Source organism: uncultured Kluyvera sp. (assembly GCF_902485085.1).
Classification (GTDB): Bacteria; Pseudomonadota; Gammaproteobacteria; order Enterobacterales; family Enterobacteriaceae; genus Kluyvera; species Kluyvera ascorbata.
The window spans coordinates 149,861-168,247 of record NZ_CABTJS010000123.1; the positions used below are offsets into that span (position 1 = coordinate 149,861).

Consider the following 18,387-nt stretch of genomic DNA (forward strand, 5'->3'; position numbering starts at 1 on the left):
GAATTACTTCAGCAGCTTATCCAGCAGATTAATATCAGCATTATTGTGCAGGTGTGGCACCGTCCAGCCGTTCTGGTCGTATTCAGACAGGCAGCGATCGACCATCGCCATCATTTTGTCCATATTGCCGGAGGTCTGCGCCTGACGCAGACACTGCAGTCGAATTTCATCCTGGCTACCGGAGTAGTTAATTTCATACAGCTCGTGACGGCCGCCGAACTCGCTGCCGATGGCGTCCCACATCAGTTTGAGGATCTTGATGCGCTCAACGTGATCCATTCCGTTGGAGCCACGCACGTACTTCGCCAGATACTGGTCGATCTGCGGATTGTTCAGATCGCGAGCGCTCGACGGCAGGTAGATCAGGCCGCTGGTGACGTTACGTTCAATAATGTTTTTAATCTTGGCGTAGGCCATCGGGGCCATCACGCGGTAGGTTTGCAGCGCCGCGTGATCCGGCAGGTACGCGCCGTTAACCCACGGGGTCGCTTCAGAACACATGGAGTCGCTCAGCGCCCAGAACATGTTGCGCCACGCCACCACTTCACCGAGGTCCGCCTGCACGCCGCGGAACTCAGAAGTGCCGGTGCACTCCAGCGATTTTTTCAGCAGGCCGGTGATGAAATCGAGCTTCACCGCCAAACGTACGCACGCCTGCAACGGATACATACGGGCGAAACCGCCTTCCATCGTCCAGCGACGGCAGCGATCGAAATCACGGTAAATCAGCACGTTTTCCCATGGGATCAGCACCTTATCCATCACCAGGATCGCGTCGTTTTCGTCAAAGCGGCTGGAGAGCGGATAGTCGTACGGTGAGCCGGTTGCGCCCGCCACCAGCTCGTAGGAAGCGCGGGAAATCAGCTTCACGCCTTCGGCATCCATTGGTGCGACGAACATCAGCGCGAAGTCCGGGTTTTCGCCCATCACCTGCGCGGAGCCGAAGCCAATCATGTTGTAGTGGGTCAACGCCGAGTTAGTGGCCACCACTTTTGCGCCGCTGACGATAATCCCGGCATCGGTCTCTTTTTCCAGCTTGATGTAGACATCTTTTACTTCATCTGCCGGCTTGTGGCGGTCGATTGGTGGGTTAACGATGGCGTGGTTGAAATACAGGCCGGTTTCCTGAATGCGGGAATACCAGTGGCGAGCGTTCTGCTCAAACTGGCCGTAGAACGCCGGGTTCGCCCCCAGCGCGCTGCCGAAAGCTGCTTTGTAGTCTGGCGTACGCCCCATCCAGCCGTAGGAGAGACGTGACCACTCGGCGATGGCATCACGCTGCTGACGCAGGTCGTCGGCACTTTTCGCCACGCGGAAGAATTTGTGGGTGTAGCCGCCGCTGCCGGTATCGGTGTTCCAGCACAGCTTGTCCTGCATTTCTGGTTTGTGCAGCGCATCGTAGAGCTGGCCAACGGAGGCCGCCGCATTGCGGAACGCAGGATGGGTGGAGACATCCTTGACGCGCTCGCCGTAGATATAGATCTCACGGCCGTCCTGCAGGCTTTTCAGGTACTCTTCACCGGTTAACGGGCGTTTGGTGTCTGCGCGGAAATCTTCAGGTTTCATTCGGGTACGCTCCAGTATTCATCGGATTTGTTAAATTTATGTTTTGTTCTTGTTTCTTAATTGAAGCGTTTAAAGGGTGAGCGGTGAAGAGACTTTTGGGTCAACGGCGGGTACTTTTCGGGCGAGGGGCGGTTCTGTGATCTGGGTGGGGTTTGGTGCGCGGTTGCCCCCTCACCCCGGCCCTCTCCCCATAGGGGCGAGGGGGAAAAGCAAAACGGCGGCGCTGTAGGTGAAAACCGCACGGTCGGTCCCCTCTCCCCTATGGGGAGAGGGTTAGGGTGAGGGGCAACTACGACACCGGTACTTTCTGCGCACGAAACGCGCTCGGCGAGCATCCCACTAAGCGGTTAAAAAAACGGGCAAAATAGGCCGGGTCTTTAAACCCAAGCTGCCAGGCAATCTCGCTCACCGCACTATCAGAAAACAGCAGCAGCCGCTTGGCCTCACGCAATTGCCTATCGAAAATCAGCCGCTTCGGCGGACGGTTGGCAAACCGACGGCAGATATCCGTCAGCCGGGATTCCGTCAGGTGCAGTTCGCTGGCGTAGTCCGGCACCGTCCAGTGACGGTGATAGTGGTTATCAATCATCTGGTTAAAGCGCTGGAACAGCTTCAGTTCGCCCCGCACGCCGCTGGCAGCGTGGTCGTCCAGCGGCGCATTACGCAGCAGCAGTGTGAACACCGCCTGCGCGAGCAGCACCAGCGTATGCTCGCGCCCCGGCAGCTCAGACGTCGACTCGCGCTGAATCAGCCGCCAGTAGTGTGCCAGCGCCGCCAGTTCATCGGGCTTATCCGCCAGCGACAGGCACATCCCAGGCAGGCCGAACGCCTCGCGGGTGCCGGGGTACAGCACCTCCAGCAGCGGCCAGACCAAATCTTCCCGCACCGTCAGCACGTGGCCGTCGCTGTCCGACTGGGTAATAAACGCGTGCGGCACCGACGGCGGCGTCAGCACGAACAGCGGTGCCTGCACCGAATAGCGATGATCGTCGAGCTGCAGCTCAATCTGCCCGGTATCAAGAAAGTGCATCTGGAAAAACTGATCGTGTCGATGCGCCTGCATATCGCGACCAAAAAACGCCGCCATGCGGGCGAATGACTGATAGTGCACGTCTTTACTGCCGAGGCTCTCTTCGTACTCGGTACTGATATCGATATTGGTAATCGCACGCTGGCACATGGCGTCGGCTCCTTACGGCGTGGCGCGCGGGCGTGAGGATTTCATCGGGATCGCCCAGATAATCACCGACCCCAGCACCAGCAGCGCGGCGACAAACCACAACCCGCTGTTAAAGCTACCGGTCACATCCTTCAGCCAGCCGATCATAAACGGACTTAATGCCGATCCGATGTTGCCGGTGGCGTTGATCACCGCAATACCGATCGCGCGAGCGCGCAGGCTGATCGATTGATCCGGCGTGGTCCAGAAGATCGCCATCGCACTGAATGAGCCCGTCGATGCCATCACGATCCCCAAAAGTTGGATCAGGCTATGGCTGGTCGCCGAGGCCAGCAGCCAGCCCGCGGCGGCAAACAGGAACGGCAGCGCCGTGTGGTGCTTACGCTCCTGGTATTTATCGGAATGGCGGCTCCAGTAAATCATGCCGAGAATGGTGCACACCTGCGGAATAGCCGCCAGCAAGCCGATGGTGATGTTACTGCTGCCCTCGTTAAAGCTTTTGAGGATCTGCGGCGTCCAGATGCTGATGGCGCTGAGCGTGTTGGTCAGGCAGAAGTAGGCCAGCGTGTACATCAGGACGATCGGCGTAAATACTTCGCGCCACAGGCTGCGCTTTTGCATGGCGCTGTGGCTAACCGCCCCTTCCGGCTGCACTAGCGTCAGATGGTCTTTATCCATCATCTCCTGTAAGCACTTTTTATCCTCGTCGGTCAGCCATTTGGCCTTCGCCGGGGAATCATCAAGCCAGTACCAGACCATCACACCGAGCAGCACCGCCGGGAAACCTTCCAGCAGAAACAGCCACTGCCAGCCGTGCATGTTCAGCAGACCGTCCATCGACAGAATATAGCCCGAGACAATTGAGCCCAGCGCGGTGGTCACCGGCATGGCAATCATAAACAGGGCGTTGGCGCGGGCGCGGAAGAACGCCGGGAACCAGTAGGTTAAATACAGCAGAATGCCAGGCAGGAATCCGGCTTCGGTGATGCCCACCAGCATGCGCAGCACGTAGAGGCTTTTTGGCCCGACGGCGAACATAGTGGCGGTAGAGGCAATGCCCCACAGCACCATAATGGTGGCAATCCAGCGCCGCGCGCCGACGATGCTCAGCATGATGTTGCTGGGAATGCCGAAAATCACATAGGTGGCGTAGAACAGCGTGGTGGCGAGGCCGAACATGGTGGCGTTGAGGCCGAGATCCGCCCCCATCGTCAGCCCGGCAAAGCCGATATTAATACGGTCTAAGAATGAGAAGATAAACAGCACAAACAAAAACAGAACCAGACGACGAAACAGTTTGTTGATAACCGATTGTTGGCCCGCCGTCAGCTGCTTATGCTGGTCGGCCGGGTTGAGTTGCTCCGGAATGGCAGGTGATGTATCGCTCATTATCCTTTCCTCTGATGGGAATTTGCGTAGGGTGAAGCAGGGTTTGCCCGGGGCGCTTTGCTTGCCGGGCTTTCGGGGAGGCCAGATAAGCGCAGCGCCATCCGGCAGGGGTTAATACACGCCGGACGAACCCAGCGAGGTTTTCTCCGCGCCAAAGCGCGCCGCCAGCGCTTCTGCGCCGCGGGCCAGCAGCGTGGTATCGACGCCGACGGCGACAAACAGCGCCCCCAGCTCCAGATAACGCTTCGCCAGCGGTTCATTTGCCATCAGAATGCCCGGCGCTTTCCCCGCCGCACGAATCTGCACGATGGCTTTTTCAATGGTCGCCTGCACTTCCGGGTGCTGCGGATTACCGGCAAAGCCCATATCGGCGCTGAGATCCGCCGGACCGATAAACACGCCGTCCACGCCGTCGACATCGAGGATCTGCGCCAGGTTACTCACCGCTTCGCGGGTTTCAATCTGCACCAGCACGCACATCGCTTCGTTGGCCTGATGGATATAGTCCGGCACGCGGTTCCAGCGGGATGCACGCGCCAGCGCGCTGCCCACACCGCGAACGCCCAGCGGTGGATAGCGCGTCGCCGCCACCGCCGCCCGCGCTTCATCGGCGTTCTGCACCATCGGCACCAGCAGGGTCTGCGCGCCCACGTCGAGCAGCTGTTTAATCTGCACCGCATCGTTCCACGACGGACGCACCACCGGCTGACTGGGGTATGGCGCAATCGCCTGTAGCTGGGTCAGCACCGTCTGGACGTTGTTCGGCGCGTGTTCACCGTCAATCAGCAGCCAGTCGAAGCCCGCCCCCGCCAGCAATTCAGCGCTGTAGCTGCTGGAAAGCCCTAGCCACAGGCCAATTTGCGGCTGGCCTGCTTTCAGCGCATCTTTAAAACTGTTCTTCATCATCGTCATTTCCTTTTAAACGAACCGGCAGGTGATCGCGCCCATGTTGCCGTAATCGACGTGGAAGGTGTCGCCCTTACGCGCCGGAACCGGACGGGTGAACGAGCCACCGAGAATAATCTGCCCCGCTTCCAGCTGAACATCGTACGGCGCCAGCTTGTTCGCCAGCCACGCCACGCCGTTCGCCGGGTGGTTAAGCACGCCCGCAGCGACGCCGGTCTCTTCAATCACGCCGTTGCGATACAGCAGCGCGGAGATCCAGCGCAGGTCCAGTTCATCGGGCTTAATCGGGCGGCCGCCGAGGATCACGCCCGCGTTAGCCGCGTTATCGGAGATGGTGTCGAACACCTTACGCGGGCGCTGAGTTTCCGGGTCCACGTTGTGGCTGCGGGCGTCAATCAGCTCCAGCGCCGGGATCACGTAGTCGGTGGCGTTATAGACATCGAACAGCGTGCAGTTCGGTCCGCGCAGCGGTTTTGCCAGCACGAACGCCAGCTCCACTTCAATGCGCGGCACGATAAAGCGGTCGGTCGGAATATCGCTGCCGTCGTGGAAAAACATGTCATCGAGCAGCGCGCCGTAGTCCGGTTCGCTAATCTGCGAGCTGGCCTGCATCGCTTTTGAGGTCAGGCCGATTTTGTGGCCCTTGAGCGTGCGCCCTTCGGCAATCTTCATCTCAACCCATTCGCGCTGGACGGCATAGGCGTCTTCAATGGTGATGTCCGGGTAATCCAGCGAGACGGCACGGATCTGCTCACGCTGTTTTTCAGCCTGATTCAGCCGCTGGGCAATCAGGGTACGGGTCTGTTTATCGAGCATAGTGATTCCTGTGGCTGTGTTTTCTCCCTCTCCCTGTGGGAGAGGGCCGGGGTGAGGGCATCAGGCCGCAGAGATCTCCCCCTCACCCTAACCCTCTCCCCAAAGGGGCGAGGGGACTGACCGTGCCAATGTTTTATTTAAATAACGCGTGCACGTTGTTCTGTTTGTAATTGAGCGTTGGGTGCAGTTCGTCTATCTCAAACGACAGCGCCAGATAGCGGCTGTCCATCAGCGCGGCGAAGTGGGCTTTAATCAACCCAAACAGCATCTCACCCACCTCCTGACGGCTTTCCAGACAGCGACCGGTGCCAATTTTCAGCGTCATGTGCACAAACGCGTAATCGTGCTTCCCGTCAGCCATCTGCCAGGTATCCAGCCAGTGGGCGCGGCTGCGGATACCGCCGATCGGGAAAATCCCGGTGGCGGCCAGCGCCTCGTTCACCTTGCTGAACAGGCCCGGTAAATCAGCCTGTTCGCGGATGTTGGTCGTGCATTCAGCAATAAAGTGCGGCATGGTCGTTCCTCACGTAGGCAGCGGGAATACGGCGTTCACCTGCCCGGTTCCTGAGCTGGCAAACAGGTCGGTGATAAACTCCACCTTGCCGTCGTACTTATCCCAGCCCAGCATCCCCAGCAGCATCACGGTGTCGTGCATATTGCCTTCGCCGTAGCAGTAGTCGGCGTACTCCGGCAGCATGGTGCAGAACTCTTTGAACTTGCCTTCGCGCCACAGCTTGACCACACGCTCGTCCATCTGGTGGTCGAACTCGCGGGTGTAGCTGTTCATCCCCTCTTCCGCACGCTGGTCATCGATAAAGCGGTGCGACAGCGAGCCGCTGGCAAACACCGCCACCGTTCCGTCGTATTTCTCGATGGCCTTCAAAATGGCTTCACCCAGCCTGCGGCTGTCGGCAAAGTCGTGCACGGTGCAGAACGCCGAGATGGACACCACTTTGAAGTGCTTGTCAGCGTTCATATAGCGCATCGGCACCAGCGTGCCGTACTCCAGCTTCAGGCTCGGAATGTTATGCGCTTTGGCGCGCACGCCCAGCGCGACGGCTTCGTCGGCAATCAACTGACCCAGTTCCGGGTTACCGTCATAGTCGTAGGTCATATCGCGGATAAAATGCGGCAGCTCGTTGCTGGTATAGATACCCTTAAAGCTCTCCGCGCAGTTGATGTGGTAGGCGCTGTTGACCAGCCAGTGGGTATCGAACACGATAATGGTGTCGACGCCCATCTCGCGGCAGCGCTTGCCAATCTCTTTGTGACCATCAATGGCTGACTGACGGCAGCCGAAGTTTTTCCCCGGAATTTCAGAAAGGTACATCGACGGCACGTGCGTGATTTTTGCTGCTAACGCTAACTTACCCATATCAGACTCCCCATTTCGGGATTGGATGATCGCCCATCGAGATGCAGACGTTTTTCATTTCCGCAAACACCTCGAAGCTGTACTCTCCGCCTTCACGGCCCGTGCCAGAGGCCTTCACGCCGCCGAACGGCTGGCGCAGGTCGCGCACGTTCTGGGTGTTGACGAATACCATCCCGGCTTCGATACCGCGCGCCAGACGCAGTACTTTGCTGACGTCCTGGGTCCAGATATAAGAGGCCAGACCGTATTCAATATCGTTCGCCAGACGCAGCCCTTCCGCTTCGTCTTTGAACGGCAGCAGACAGGCAACCGGGCCAAAAATCTCTTCCTGGGCTACGCGCATGCGGTTATCGACATCCGCCAGCACCGTTGGACGCAGGAAGTTGCCGTTCTTAAGATGTGCAGGCAGATCGGTCGGTTTTTCCGGGCCACCGGCCAGCAGGGTCGCGCCCTCTTCGATGCCGAGGCGGATATAGCCGGAGACTTTTTCCCAGTGCTGTTGGCTAATCAGCGCGCCGACCTGGGTATTCGGGTCGTTCGGGTCGCCCACGCGCAGTCGGTTGGCGCGTTCGGCAAAGCGTTTGACGAACTCCGGGTAGATGCTCTGCTGGATAAAAATGCGCGAACCGGCGGTGCAGCGTTCGCCGTTGATGGAGAAGATGGTGAACAGCGCGGCGTCCAGGGCGCGTTCAATGTCGGCATCTTCAAAAATCAGCACCGGTGATTTACCGCCCAGCTCCATCGAATATTTCTTCAGCCCGGCGTTTTTCATGATATTGCGCCCGGTGGCTGTGCCGCCGGTAAAGGAGACGGCGCGCACATCGTGATGACGCACCAGCGCATCACCGGCGCTAGCGCCGTAGCCCTGCACCACGTTCAGCACGCCCGCCGGAATGCCGGCTTCCAGCGCCAGCTCGCCCAAGCGGTCGGCGGTCAGCGGCGACAGTTCGGACATCTTCAGCACCGCGGTGTTGCCCAGCGCCAGGCACGGTGCCACCTTCCAGGTCGCCGTCATAAACGGCACGTTCCACGGCGACACCAGCGCGCATACGCCCACCGGCTGCACGAGGGTGTAGTTGAGCATCTTGTCATCGACCGGGTAGGTTTTGCCGTTCATCTGCTGGCACACTTCGGCGAAGAACTCGAAGTTGTGTGAGGCGCGTGGGATCAGCACGTTTTTGGTCTGGTGAATCGGCAGACCGGTGTCGGCGGTTTCCATCGCCGCGATTTCCGGCACGTTCTGGTCAATCAGGTCGCCCAGACGGCGCATCAGGCGCGCACGCTCTTTCATCGGCAGGTTGGCCCACTTCGGGAAAGCCTCTTTCGCGGCCGCCACGGCCTGGTTCACTTCCGCTTCACCGCCGGAAGCGACTTCCGCCAGCACGTCACCGGTGGCCGGGTTAGTGGTGTGGAAATAGTCCTGGCTGGCGACGTTTTTGCCGTTGATCCAATGGTTAATCTTTTTCATTTTGCAGACTCCTCGCTGACAATCCGGTTCACCAGGCGACCCACGCCCTCCACTTCCACTACCACTTCATCGCCCGGCACCACGTCGGACAGCCCTTTCGGCGTACCGGTGGCGATCATGTCGCCAGGTTGCAGGGTCATAAATTCGCTGAGGTAAGAGACGAGGAACGGCACGCTGAAGATCAGATCCGCCGTGGTGCCTTCCTGACGCAGCTCGCCGTTAACGTAGGTGCGCAGGGTTAAGTTATGCGGGTCGGGAATCGCCGCTTTAGGCACGACGTTAGGGGAAATCGGCGTCAGTCCGTCGCGGCTTTTTACCCGCAGGTTCGGGCGATAGTAGTTTTCCAGATAGTCGCGGATAGCGTAGTCGTTGCAGACCGTATAGCCCGCGACGTAGTCCATGGCATCGGCTTCGCTCACCTTGCGTGCGGTTTTGCCAATCACCACCACCAGCTCAGACTCGTAGTGCATGTACTCGACGTTGTCCGGGCGTACCGAAGTTTGGTTGTCGCCGTTGAAAGTGTTAGGCGCTTTGATAAACACCAGCGGCTCTTCCGGCGGCTTAAAGTCCAGCTCGCTGGCGTGGTCGGCGTAGTTCAGCCCCAGCGCGAACAGGGTGCCGTGGTCGTGCGGACGCGACACCGGACGGGCATCCGCTTCGGCAACCACCGGGTTTTCCAGCGGCGGGAAGCCTTCCGCCAGCACGCGTACCTGGTCACCGGTGCGCAGTGCAACGCGGTTGTGCGGGGTACCGATCAGAATGGCATCGCCTGGGTTCAGGGTAGCGAAATCGCTCAGGGCGCTCAGCAGCTCGGCGGCGCTGCGCTTGAGGTCGGCGGTGTTCCACTGGTCGGCGTGACGACCGTTAATTTCGGTGATGATGGTCAGGTTGTCGACGTTAGCCACGCTCACCACGTCGCCCAGCGGGCAGAAACCATCGCGGCATTTGGCTTTAATCGCCGGGCGGTAGAAGCTCTCTTCCGGCAGGCTGACTTCATTTGCCAGCGCGTAACCGGCGATATAGTCGGCGGCTTCCTCTACGCGGACTTTACGGGCCGTTTTGCCCACCACCAACGCTACCGTCGCACCGCTTAATACCGTCTCACCCTGCGGGAACGGGATCGGCTGACCGCCTTCGGTGACGGTATTGTGCGGTTTGATAAACCAGACGGCGGTTTTAGGCGGTGCCTTATAGGGGGCCTGCTCGAATGCGTCGCGCCAGGCATCAAGCTGGCTGCGGTGGTTGAGCGCCACGGCGAAAACGGTACCTTTCATTTACAGCTCCTCAGGACAGCGAACAGTTCATTAATATGTTAATGATGTGTTTTATGCTTCCGCTGCTCATTTAGCAAACGCATGTCATTTTTTTGTGACTTGATTAACAATAATTTCACACAAAATAAATGTAGTTATTATTTATCAATAAGTTATAAAAACAACGTTGCGTTAATGACTGGTTTTAGGTAAAAATTACCTGTTGATAAAAGCAACATTGCTTTATTGTTCATATATTAATGATGAGAAGGCTGGAGAGGCAGAATGCACGATTCTTTAACCATCGCCCTGATGCAGGCGCGGGAAGTGGCAATGACCTATTTTCGGCCGATCGTAAAGCAGCACAACCTGACGGAGCAGCAGTGGCGCATTGTCCGCGTGCTGGTCGATAACCCGTCGATGGATTTCCACGACCTGGCCGCCGCCACCTGTATTTTGCGCCCCAGCCTGACCGGGATCCTCACGCGCATGGAGCGCGATGGTTTGGTGCTGCGCTTGAAGCCGATTAACGATCAGCGCAAGCTGTACGTTTCGCTAACCAAAGAAGGGTATGCGCTTTACGAGCGCGCGCAGGCGAAAGTGGAAGAGGCCTATCAACAAATTGAAAAGCAGTTCACGCCAGAAAAAATGAAGCAGCTCACCGCCCTGCTGCACGAATTCATCTCCCTGAGCAAATAATCCGCACGCCCCCTCCGGCAATCTGTGCGCGGTCGTCAGAATGGCGCTTCGCTTACCCGGCCTACCGCTGCAAAAATAATTTCCGAAACCTGCCTGTTTATTGATGTAAATCAGGCAGTACCACGCTCTCTTCACGCCTCATTACGCTATTACTTACCTTGATACACTTAGGTGGTATGCCATCTTAATTATTTTGAATTGGATCACAAAAAATTCTGAAACATAGGTTTAGTATTCGGAAAAAATGTGACACGGATTCACAAAATCTCATAAATGGACCGCAGTACGTTGCTCCAGCCTCTTTCTGGCCCGGCAAATTATCTTCTCTCTGTATGACCAAAACTGTGCCTGTCTACCCAACACAGGCCGTTTCATATTCTAAGAAGTAAAGGAAAGTTTTATGCGCACCACTGGTCATACGCGCTGGTTTATGGTGGCTCTTGTCACGCTTGGCACGATTCTGTGTTACTTAACCCGCAATACTATTTCTGCCGCAGCGCCAACGCTGCAGAGCGATCTTCACGTTACTACCCAGCAGTACTCCTGGATTGTGGCAACCTTCTCCGCTTGTTACACCATCGCACAGCCTATCGCGGGCTATGTGCTGGATACCCTTGGCACCAAAGTCGGCTACACCCTGTTTGGTGCCATGTGGGGCATTTTCTGCATTGGCGCAGCCTTCACCAATAGCTGGCAGGGTCTGGCGCTGTTCCGCGGCCTGGGCGGTTTTGCCGAGAGTGCGATGATCCCCGCCGGTCTGAAATCCGTCACCGAATGGTTCCCGGATAACGAGCGCTCCGTCGCCGTCGGCTATTTCAACGTTGGTTCTTCCATGGGGGCGATTATTGCGCCGCCGCTGGTTGCATGGGCCATCTTCATTCATAGCTGGCGTCTGGCGTTTATCATCGTCGGTATCGCCAGCATGGTCTGGGCGCTGGGTTGGTATCTGGTTTATAACCGCCCTGGGCAGTGCAAAAGCCTGAGCAAAGACGAATTCGACTACATCACCAGCGGACAGCCGGAGCGTAAGGTGGTGGATAAGGTGCACATCGGCCAGCTGCTGCGTCAGCGTAAATTCTGGGGTATCGCCCTGCCGCGCTTCCTGGCTGAACCGGCATGGGGGACGTTTAACGCGTGGATCCCGCTGTTTATGGTGCACACCTACGGTTTTAACCTGAAAGATATCGCCATGTTCGCGTGGATCCCGATGTTGTTCGCCGATATGGGCTGCATCATTGGCGGCTATCTGCCGGGGATTTTCCAGCGCGTCTTTGGCGTGAATATCGTGGTATCCCGCAAACTGGTCGTCACCATGGGCGCGGCGCTGATGATCCTACCGGGTATGGTTGGCCTGTTCAGCAGCCCGTTTGTCGCGATCGCCCTGCTGTGCGTCGGCGGCTTTGCCCACCAGTCGCTGTCTGGCGCGCTGATTACGCTCTCTTCCGATATGTTCGACCCGGGCGAAGTGGCCACCGCCAACGGTTTTACCGGCATGGCAGCATGGACCGCGAGCACGCTGTTCGCCTTAGTGGTTGGCGCACTGGCCGACACCTTAGGCTTCAGCCCGCTGTTTGCGGTACTGGCGGCGTTTGACGTGATTGGGGCGATTATTCTGTGGACGCTGCTGCGTTCGCCAGAACCTGAGCTGGAAGTGAACCCGGCAAGCTGACCGGCTCCCCCCAGCGGCGCTTCGCTTGGCCGGGCTACTTCTCCTGTAGCCCGGTCGAGGTGCCAGCCGGCCCTGAGGTGGCTCGAAAGCCTACCGCTCAAGCAGCTTTCGATGCACTTTCACTACTGCTTTCTTTATCTCTGCGGGAGCCGTCCCCTGAACGCCCGGCTTATGCGGCTCGCCGGGGAAAAACACCGCAAACATCCCGGCCTGCAACGTGACAGACTGCATCACCGCAATCTCATCACACAGCTGGTAATCCTCTTCGCGGTGCCATTCATCGCACTGCCGGGCGCTGTCGACAAGCCCAAAATCAATGCGTTCTTCTCCCGCCAACAGGATCTGCACATCAATATATTCCGCGTGCAGTTCGGCTCGCTTAGCCTGCGCAGGCTGCGTCATAAACTGCATCACATTCATAAAGATATCATCGTCTTGTAAAACGTGGCAGCCCGGTTCGCACTCTTGAGGATTCGCCTCTAATGCAAGCTTCAGCGCCGCCAGCAGCGTGGGAGATAACCCCGCCTTTTCGGGGTTACGGCTATCGCCAATAATCATAATGGAAACTCCTCTGCCCACAGCGCCGCGCCGCGTAAACCAGCATCGTGCTGGTAATGAGCTGCGAAAACAGGGGTATGAAACGCCGCCGGTTCCTGCGCCAGCCGGGCGCAAACCAACGACAGATAACCGTCGGCCAGACCGACGCTGCCGCCAAGCACCACGCATTCACAGTCGTTGCTGGCCTTAAGATCGGCAATCAGCTGCGCCACGGCGTGGGCCGAACGTTCAATCAGTCTTATCGCCTGCGGATGGCCCTGCTGATAATGCGCGTAGAGGGCTTTGGCATCCAGCCCCTGTAAATCATCTACGGCCTGAGCGGCAATCGCCCGGCCCGATGCCACCGCCTCTACGCAGCCTCTACGCCCGCAGCCGCACATAGGCCCGTGCGGGTCTGCCAGCGTGTGGCCGATATGCCCCGCCAGCCCCTGACGACCCGAAAGCAGCTTGCCATTGCTGACAATACCGCCTCCCACGCCGGTGGAGACGGTAATAAACGCCATGTCGCGAACCTCGCCCGGCAGCGCGCAATACTCCGCCCATGCCGCCGCCTGCGCGTCATTGATTGCCAGACACGGCAGCCCGCTGAGCTGTTCCAGCGTCGCTACCAAAGGAAACTGCGCCAGCCCGCCGAGGTTATCCGGGTTAAGCGCCGTCAGTACGCCGTGGCGAATAATACCGGTTGAGGCGACGGCGACACGCTCGGATCGCCCCACGAGCGGATCAATCAATGACTGAAGCGCCTCACGCAGCGCGCCCGGTGTCTGGCTAGCTGGCGTCGGTAGCATCTGACGTTCGACTATCTGCCGCTGTGCGTTGATAAGCGCTGCGGCGAGTTTGGTCCCGCCAATATCAATCGCCAGCGTGTTCATACTGCGCCCTCGATTATCGCGTCGCGATACCACTGGCAAATGTGCTCAAGACGAGTAATCGCCGACCCCACGGTCACCGCCCAGGCGCCGCGCGCCATTGCCTGCGCCGCCTGCGCCGGAGCGTTAAACCGCCCTTCGGCAATCACCCGATAACCCTTCGCGCTGAGCGCGGCCACCAGCGGTAGATCCGGCTCCTTTGGCACCACGTCGCAGGTATAGCCAGAGAGCGTGGTACCGATAATATCCGCCCCCAGCTGATGACAGAACGCCGCATCCTGCTGCGAGGAGCAGTCGGCCATCGCCACGCGCTGATGGTGGTGGATCCGGGCGATGGTTTCCGCCACGGCAACCGGGCGGACGCGTTCGGTGCCGTCGAAAGCAATAATATCGGCCCCGGCCTGCGCGAGTGCATCGACATCTTCGAGATACGGCGTGATGCGTACCGGGGAGTCGTCGAGGTCGCGCTTCACAATCCCGATAATCGGCACCGCAATCAGCGGGCGCGTTGCCTTCAGGTTTTCAATCCCCTCGATTCGCACCGCCACGGCACCCGCCTGTACCGCCGCCAGCGCCATTGCCGCGACGATATCGGGTTTATCTAACGGGCTGCCGGGCACCGGCTGACAGGAAACGATAAGCCCACCGTGCTGTTTAATTGCTGCATCCATCTTCTCTAACAACGACATAAGTACATCCTTAACTTCAATATGACCGCCCGGCGCGTCCGGGCGCCTTGAATTAATGCTTACCGCAAACCGGAACGGATTTTTCACTCTGGCGCGTCACTGCGCCGCTGAACGGCTTACCGTCGATAGCATCATGCGTGCGCAGCGCTTCCGGGCGCAGCCAGCGCTGAACGCGGGACGGCATATCCAGACCAATGAGCAGGATCACCACGAAGGTCAAACCAAAGGAGAGCGAGCAAAGCGCGGAGCCAAGGCTCAGGTGCTGCGCCACCAGCGCACCGATGACCGGTGCCGCTGCGCCGCCGAGCGCACCAACGTTGTAGGTAAAACCCAGCCCCGCCGCACGCTGGTCGGTATCGAAATAACCGCCAATCAGCTTTGGCAAAATCCCGGCAATCCCCTGTCCCAGCATCTGCTGGAAGAACAGCAAGACACCGAGCCCCCAGATGCTGGAGCCGCCAATAGCAAAAACGGGAATAATCAAAACCTGGGAAGCCAGCAGGCTGTATACGTAGGCTTTGCGGGTACCAAGCCAGTCGCCAAGGAAGCCGCCAACGATGCAGCCCACCGCCGCGCCAAAGCCGCTAAAGAACAGCACCTGCGCCACGGTCGCCGGGTTGTAGCCCAGTTCGCTTTTCAGATAGGTTGGTAACAGTGCCTGAATAGGCCAGGAATAGAGGAAGGCAAACAGCACCACCACCATCAGCATCACGCCCGTCGGCCAGCGCTTGCCGCTGCTTTGCACCATAAAGCTGACAAAGATGACGGTACATACCAGCGCTAACAGCATAACGATCGCCGGGTTATGCAAATTACCCGCGAAGCAGAACCACAGCGCCGCGATAGCCATACCGCTCATCACAATATTCAGCACGCGAAGCCGACCGCGATAGAGGATATCGACCATGGTGCGCACCGGGGTTTTACTCGCCTGACGCGCCTTCCAGTCGTCGGTTTCGGGGATATTTTTCCGCAGCCACAGCGCGAAGATAATTGGCAGAATGCCAATGAAGAACAGCGCGCGCCAACCCCAGAGCGGCACGATCAGACTGTAAGCCTGCGCCGCCACCACCGCGCCGACGGAAAAGCCAGAAATCAGGAAGCCGCTGGCCTTATTACGTAAATGCTTTGGCCAGCTTTCAATCACATAGGTGGCGCTGGAGCCATATTCCCCCGCCATCCCCATACCGATAACCATACGGGCAATAAACATCGAGGCGTATCCCGGTGCGAGGCCGCAAGCCAGCGTGCCGACCGAGAAGAGAATAATGCTGGTGACCATTGAGAGACGACGGCCATAGCGGTCGCCCATCGCGCCCAGCAGCAGGCCGCCAAACCAGCGAGAGATAAACGCCGCAGAAATAATGCTCGCCGCCTGAACGGTGGTGAGCTGAAACTCGCTCTGTACTTCCGTCAATACCAGGGCAATTAAGACAAAATCAAAACCATCAAGCAAATAGCCAAGCCATGCGGCAGAGAAAGCCCGCCACTGGGATTTATTAAGGTGTTTGTACCATGGAATGGCCTTTGTAATTCCACTCATGTTGCGCTCCTGTGATGAGCAAATTTCACGACCTAAGTGCCAAGAGGAAGAGTGCGTCGCACCCAAATGAAGTAAAACTCCATTTAATTTATTTACAAGAAGCAAAGCACCACAAGTGAGCATAATGAAATGTGTGAACAACGTCATAGGGGTAAGCGTAGATGAGGAGGAAAAGTCGATCTGGGTCACAACATTCCCAATATTCGCCAACGGAGCGGGTAAAATGGCGGCGATTACGCGCTTTTTACGCCGATTTTCTTGCCTGACAACAGGCGCTGCCCCATCATGAATGCCCACAGTCAGCGTGAAGAGCAGGAAGCAATGGAGAGTCCGAACTCACCGGTCAAAGCCGGAAAAATACTTGATACTCTGGGGGCCATGCAGAGCAGTCTGACCCGCGTCGGACAACGTATTGCCCACTACATCATGACTTCCCCTCACAAGGTGACGCAGCTTTCCATCGCCGATCTCTCACAGGAGATCAACGCCGGTGAAGCCTCGGTGATCCGCTTTTGTCGGCTGCTCGGCTACAAAGGGTTTCAGAACTTCAAAATGGAGCTCGCCATTGAGCTGGCGATGGTCGACAGCGACGACAGCAGTACCCTGCTGGATGCCGAGGTAGTGGAAAATGATGATGCCCATACCATCGGCCTGAAGCTGCAAGGGGTGATTGCCAACGTACTTTCCGAGACGCTAAATCTGCTTGATATGCAGCAGGTCGAGCAGGTTGTTGATGCCTTGTACACCTGCAATAGCACCTATATTTTCGGCGTGGGTGCCTCCGGTATCACCGCTGAAGATATGAAGCACAAGCTGATGCGTATTGGCATGCGCGTGGACGCGCTGACCAACAACCACTTCATGTATATGCAGGCCTCCTTACTGAAACCGGGCGACGTCGCCGTCGGCATCAGTCATTCGGGCCACTCGCCGGAAACCACTCACGCGCTGCAGCTGGCCAAAGATGCCGGTGCCACTACCGTTGCGCTGACCCACAACCTCGGTTCTCCGCTGAGTAAAGTGGCTGATTTCACGCTGATTAACGGTAATCGACAAGGGCGGCTACAGGGCGACTCTATCGGCACCAAAACCGCGCAGCTGTTCGTGCTGGATCTGATCTACACCCTGCTGGTGCAAAAAGATCCGGAACGCGCAAAGGCCAATAAGCTGCGGACCATGGATGCGCTGACGGTGCCTCGCCAGGCCTGATTTAGTGCTATCGATCACACTCTGATACTCTCGCTTTTCGCCATGGGTATCATTTAATCGCAAATTGGAGTTATGCTTCACTTGACTTTTAATTAAGAAGAAAAACACCAATTGAGGTTTACATGGAAAAGCTAACAGGTCTTATCGCCGCACCGCATACCCCTTTTGATGCCCATGGTGAAGTGAACTACCCGGTCATTGACCAGATTGCCGAGCATCTCATTGGCCAGGGCGTCAAGGGCGTGTACGTTCTTGGCACCACCGGCGAAGGCATCCACTGCTCAGTTGCCGAGCGTAAAAAGGTTGCCGAGCGCTGGGTTGCGGCAAGCCACGGTAAGCTCAGCATTACGCTGCATACCGGCGCACTGAGCATCGCCGACTCGCTGGAGCTAAGCCGTCATGCGGAGACGTTAGATATTTTCGCCACCTCGGTCATTGGTCCTTGCTTCTTCAAGCCCTCAAACGTGGACGACCTGGTGGAATACTGCCGACTCAACGCCGCTGCCGCACCTTCGAAAGGTTTCTATTACTATCACTCGGGGATGTCCGGGCTGAGCCTGGACATGGAACAGTTCCTGATTGCCGCAGCGGATAAAATCCCGAATCTATCCGGGATGAAGTTTAACTCCAGCGACATGTACGAATTCCAGCGCTGCCTGCGGGTCAATAACGGCCAGTTTGATATTCCGTTCGGTGTGGATGAGTTTTTACCCGCGGGTCTGGCCTGCGGCGCGGTCGGCGCGGTCGGCAGCACCTATAACTATGCGGCACCGCTGTATCATCGCCTGATCGACAGCTTCAATCAGGGCAATCATCAGGACGTTGCAGCCTGCATGGATAAAGTGATCGCCATTATTCGCGTGCTGGTGCAGTACGGCGGCGTGGCGGCTGGGAAGCTGGCGATGCAGCTGCACGGTATTGACGTTGGCGACCCGCGTCGTCCGCTGCGCCCGATGACGGCGGAGCAGAAGCAGGATGCGCTGGCGAAGTTTCGCGCCGCTGAGTTTATCTAAATGTGAGGGTTCGGCACGTGCACCCCGGCCCTCTCCCTGAAAGGGAGAGGGAGAACATTTGAGTACCGCAGCATCCGCCCGCACATTCAGTCCCCTCTCCCCTGCGGGGAGAGGGTTAGGGTGAGGGGGATGCACTAAACCCCACATCCATTCCCTCCCCCAAAACCTGAAACCGGTTTTATTCC

The 18,387-nt window shown here is 57.9% G+C and carries 17 protein-coding genes; 4 read left to right on the plus strand and 13 right to left on the minus strand.

Annotated features, from left to right (window positions below; translation table 11 throughout):
• Positions 1-3 precede the first annotated feature (3 nt).
• From hpaB to hpaG, 9 genes are all read right to left on the minus strand, one after another.
• Complete coding sequence (gene hpaB / locus RDN66_RS14740; RefSeq protein ID WP_202216370.1) at positions 4-1,566, minus strand: 4-hydroxyphenylacetate 3-monooxygenase, oxygenase component; 1,563 nt, start codon at positions 1,564-1,566, stop codon at positions 4-6.
• A 289-nt stretch (positions 1,567-1,855) separates the two neighbouring features.
• Positions 1,856-2,746: a 4-hydroxyphenylacetate catabolism regulatory protein HpaA gene (hpaA, locus tag RDN66_RS14745; protein ID WP_115074539.1), complete on the minus strand. Its 891-nt coding sequence runs from the start codon at positions 2,744-2,746 to the stop codon at positions 1,856-1,858.
• Between the two features lie 12 nt (positions 2,747-2,758).
• Positions 2,759-4,135, minus strand: coding sequence for a 4-hydroxyphenylacetate permease (gene hpaX, locus RDN66_RS14750; protein ID WP_035897848.1), 1,377 nt, complete (start codon positions 4,133-4,135; stop codon positions 2,759-2,761).
• Positions 4,136-4,246: 111 nt separating this feature from the next.
• Positions 4,247-5,038, minus strand: a complete 792-nt coding sequence (gene hpaI / locus RDN66_RS14755) for a 4-hydroxy-2-oxoheptanedioate aldolase (protein WP_202218159.1) — start codon at positions 5,036-5,038, stop codon at positions 4,247-4,249.
• A 15-nt stretch (positions 5,039-5,053) separates the two neighbouring features.
• Complete coding sequence (gene hpaH / locus RDN66_RS14760; RefSeq protein WP_123649976.1) at positions 5,054-5,857, minus strand: 2-oxo-hept-4-ene-1,7-dioate hydratase; 804 nt, start codon at positions 5,855-5,857, stop codon at positions 5,054-5,056.
• Positions 5,858-5,990: 133 nt separating this feature from the next.
• Positions 5,991-6,371 carry a 5-carboxymethyl-2-hydroxymuconate Delta-isomerase gene (locus RDN66_RS14765; RefSeq protein ID WP_202216371.1) on the minus strand — a complete coding sequence of 127 codons (381 nt, stop codon included), beginning with the start codon at positions 6,369-6,371 and terminating at the stop codon, positions 5,991-5,993.
• Between the two features lie 9 nt (positions 6,372-6,380).
• Positions 6,381-7,232, minus strand: coding sequence for a 3,4-dihydroxyphenylacetate 2,3-dioxygenase (gene hpaD, locus RDN66_RS14770; protein ID WP_202216372.1), 852 nt, complete (start codon positions 7,230-7,232; stop codon positions 6,381-6,383).
• A gap of 1 nt (position 7,233) precedes the next feature.
• Positions 7,234-8,700 carry a 5-carboxymethyl-2-hydroxymuconate semialdehyde dehydrogenase gene (hpaE, locus tag RDN66_RS14775; protein WP_035896718.1) on the minus strand — a complete coding sequence of 489 codons (1,467 nt, stop codon included), beginning with the start codon at positions 8,698-8,700 and terminating at the stop codon, positions 7,234-7,236.
• On the minus strand, positions 8,697-9,974 hold the full coding sequence (gene hpaG / locus RDN66_RS14780; protein WP_202216373.1) for a 4-hydroxyphenylacetate degradation bifunctional isomerase/decarboxylase: 1,278 nt from the start codon (positions 9,972-9,974) through the stop codon (positions 8,697-8,699). The genes hpaE and hpaG overlap by 4 nt, the downstream gene beginning before the upstream one ends.
• Before the next feature lie 264 nt (positions 9,975-10,238).
• Between hpaG and hpaR the strand changes: the two genes are divergently transcribed.
• Both hpaR and RDN66_RS14790 read left to right on the plus strand, forming a co-directional pair.
• Positions 10,239-10,652: a homoprotocatechuate degradation operon regulator HpaR gene (hpaR, locus tag RDN66_RS14785; RefSeq protein ID WP_202216374.1), complete on the plus strand. Its 414-nt coding sequence runs from the start codon at positions 10,239-10,241 to the stop codon at positions 10,650-10,652.
• Between the two features lie 400 nt (positions 10,653-11,052).
• On the plus strand, positions 11,053-12,321 hold the full coding sequence (locus tag RDN66_RS14790) for an MFS transporter (protein ID WP_035896722.1): 1,269 nt from the start codon (positions 11,053-11,055) through the stop codon (positions 12,319-12,321).
• Positions 12,322-12,411: 90 nt separating this feature from the next.
• Here the strand turns inward: RDN66_RS14790 and nanQ are convergent, their stop codons facing one another.
• From nanQ to RDN66_RS14810, 4 genes are read right to left on the minus strand one after another with little or no spacing between them, the layout of a single operon-like run.
• Positions 12,412-12,879, minus strand: a complete 468-nt coding sequence (gene nanQ, locus RDN66_RS14795; RefSeq protein WP_202216375.1) for an N-acetylneuraminate anomerase — start codon at positions 12,877-12,879, stop codon at positions 12,412-12,414.
• On the minus strand, positions 12,876-13,751 hold the full coding sequence (locus RDN66_RS14800; RefSeq protein WP_202216376.1) for an N-acetylmannosamine kinase: 876 nt from the start codon (positions 13,749-13,751) through the stop codon (positions 12,876-12,878). The genes nanQ and RDN66_RS14800 overlap by 4 nt, the downstream gene beginning before the upstream one ends.
• Positions 13,748-14,437, minus strand: a complete 690-nt coding sequence (locus RDN66_RS14805; protein WP_035896727.1) for an N-acetylmannosamine-6-phosphate 2-epimerase — start codon at positions 14,435-14,437, stop codon at positions 13,748-13,750. Before RDN66_RS14805 ends, RDN66_RS14800 begins: the two co-directional genes overlap by 4 nt.
• A 52-nt stretch (positions 14,438-14,489) precedes the next feature.
• Positions 14,490-15,980 carry an MFS transporter gene (locus tag RDN66_RS14810; protein ID WP_035896729.1) on the minus strand — a complete coding sequence of 497 codons (1,491 nt, stop codon included), beginning with the start codon at positions 15,978-15,980 and terminating at the stop codon, positions 14,490-14,492.
• A gap of 321 nt (positions 15,981-16,301) precedes the next feature.
• Here RDN66_RS14810 and RDN66_RS14815 point away from each other — a divergent pair, with 321 nt between their 5' ends.
• Positions 16,302-17,189, plus strand: a complete 888-nt coding sequence (locus RDN66_RS14815) for a MurR/RpiR family transcriptional regulator (protein ID WP_035896732.1) — start codon at positions 16,302-16,304, stop codon at positions 17,187-17,189.
• Positions 17,190-17,311: 122 nt separating this feature from the next.
• Positions 17,312-18,202 (plus strand): dihydrodipicolinate synthase family protein, encoded by an 891-nt coding sequence (locus RDN66_RS14820; RefSeq protein WP_202216378.1) that lies wholly within the window; start codon positions 17,312-17,314, stop codon positions 18,200-18,202.
• The last annotated feature ends 185 nt before the right edge of the window (positions 18,203-18,387 follow it).

What these genes read in the sequence shown, in the direction of transcription:
- hpaB (WP_202216370.1), bottom strand. Translation starts at nt 1,566, where the DNA reads ATGAAACCTGAAGATTTCCGCGCAGACACCAAACGCCCGTTAACCGGT.
- hpaA (WP_115074539.1), bottom strand. Translation starts at nt 2,746, where the DNA reads ATGTGCCAGCGTGCGATTACCAATATCGATATCAGTACCGAGTACGAA.
- hpaX (WP_035897848.1), bottom strand. Translation starts at nt 4,135, where the DNA reads ATGAGCGATACATCACCTGCCATTCCGGAGCAACTCAACCCGGCCGAC.
- hpaI (WP_202218159.1), bottom strand. Translation starts at nt 5,038, where the DNA reads ATGAAGAACAGTTTTAAAGATGCGCTGAAAGCAGGCCAGCCGCAAATT.
- hpaH (WP_123649976.1), bottom strand. Translation starts at nt 5,857, where the DNA reads ATGCTCGATAAACAGACCCGTACCCTGATTGCCCAGCGGCTGAATCAG.
- RDN66_RS14765 (WP_202216371.1), bottom strand. Translation starts at nt 6,371, where the DNA reads ATGCCGCACTTTATTGCTGAATGCACGACCAACATCCGCGAACAGGCT.
- hpaD (WP_202216372.1), bottom strand. Translation starts at nt 7,232, where the DNA reads ATGGGTAAGTTAGCGTTAGCAGCAAAAATCACGCACGTGCCGTCGATG.
- hpaE (WP_035896718.1), bottom strand. Translation starts at nt 8,700, where the DNA reads ATGAAAAAGATTAACCATTGGATCAACGGCAAAAACGTCGCCAGCCAG.
- hpaG (WP_202216373.1), bottom strand. Translation starts at nt 9,974, where the DNA reads ATGAAAGGTACCGTTTTCGCCGTGGCGCTCAACCACCGCAGCCAGCTT.
- hpaR (WP_202216374.1), top strand. Translation starts at nt 10,239, where the DNA reads ATGCACGATTCTTTAACCATCGCCCTGATGCAGGCGCGGGAAGTGGCA.
- RDN66_RS14790 (WP_035896722.1), top strand. Translation starts at nt 11,053, where the DNA reads ATGCGCACCACTGGTCATACGCGCTGGTTTATGGTGGCTCTTGTCACG.
- nanQ (WP_202216375.1), bottom strand. Translation starts at nt 12,879, where the DNA reads ATGATTATTGGCGATAGCCGTAACCCCGAAAAGGCGGGGTTATCTCCC.
- RDN66_RS14800 (WP_202216376.1), bottom strand. Translation starts at nt 13,751, where the DNA reads ATGAACACGCTGGCGATTGATATTGGCGGGACCAAACTCGCCGCAGCG.
- RDN66_RS14805 (WP_035896727.1), bottom strand. Translation starts at nt 14,437, where the DNA reads ATGTCGTTGTTAGAGAAGATGGATGCAGCAATTAAACAGCACGGTGGG.
- RDN66_RS14810 (WP_035896729.1), bottom strand. Translation starts at nt 15,980, where the DNA reads ATGAGTGGAATTACAAAGGCCATTCCATGGTACAAACACCTTAATAAA.
- RDN66_RS14815 (WP_035896732.1), top strand. Translation starts at nt 16,302, where the DNA reads ATGGAGAGTCCGAACTCACCGGTCAAAGCCGGAAAAATACTTGATACT.
- RDN66_RS14820 (WP_202216378.1), top strand. Translation starts at nt 17,312, where the DNA reads ATGGAAAAGCTAACAGGTCTTATCGCCGCACCGCATACCCCTTTTGAT.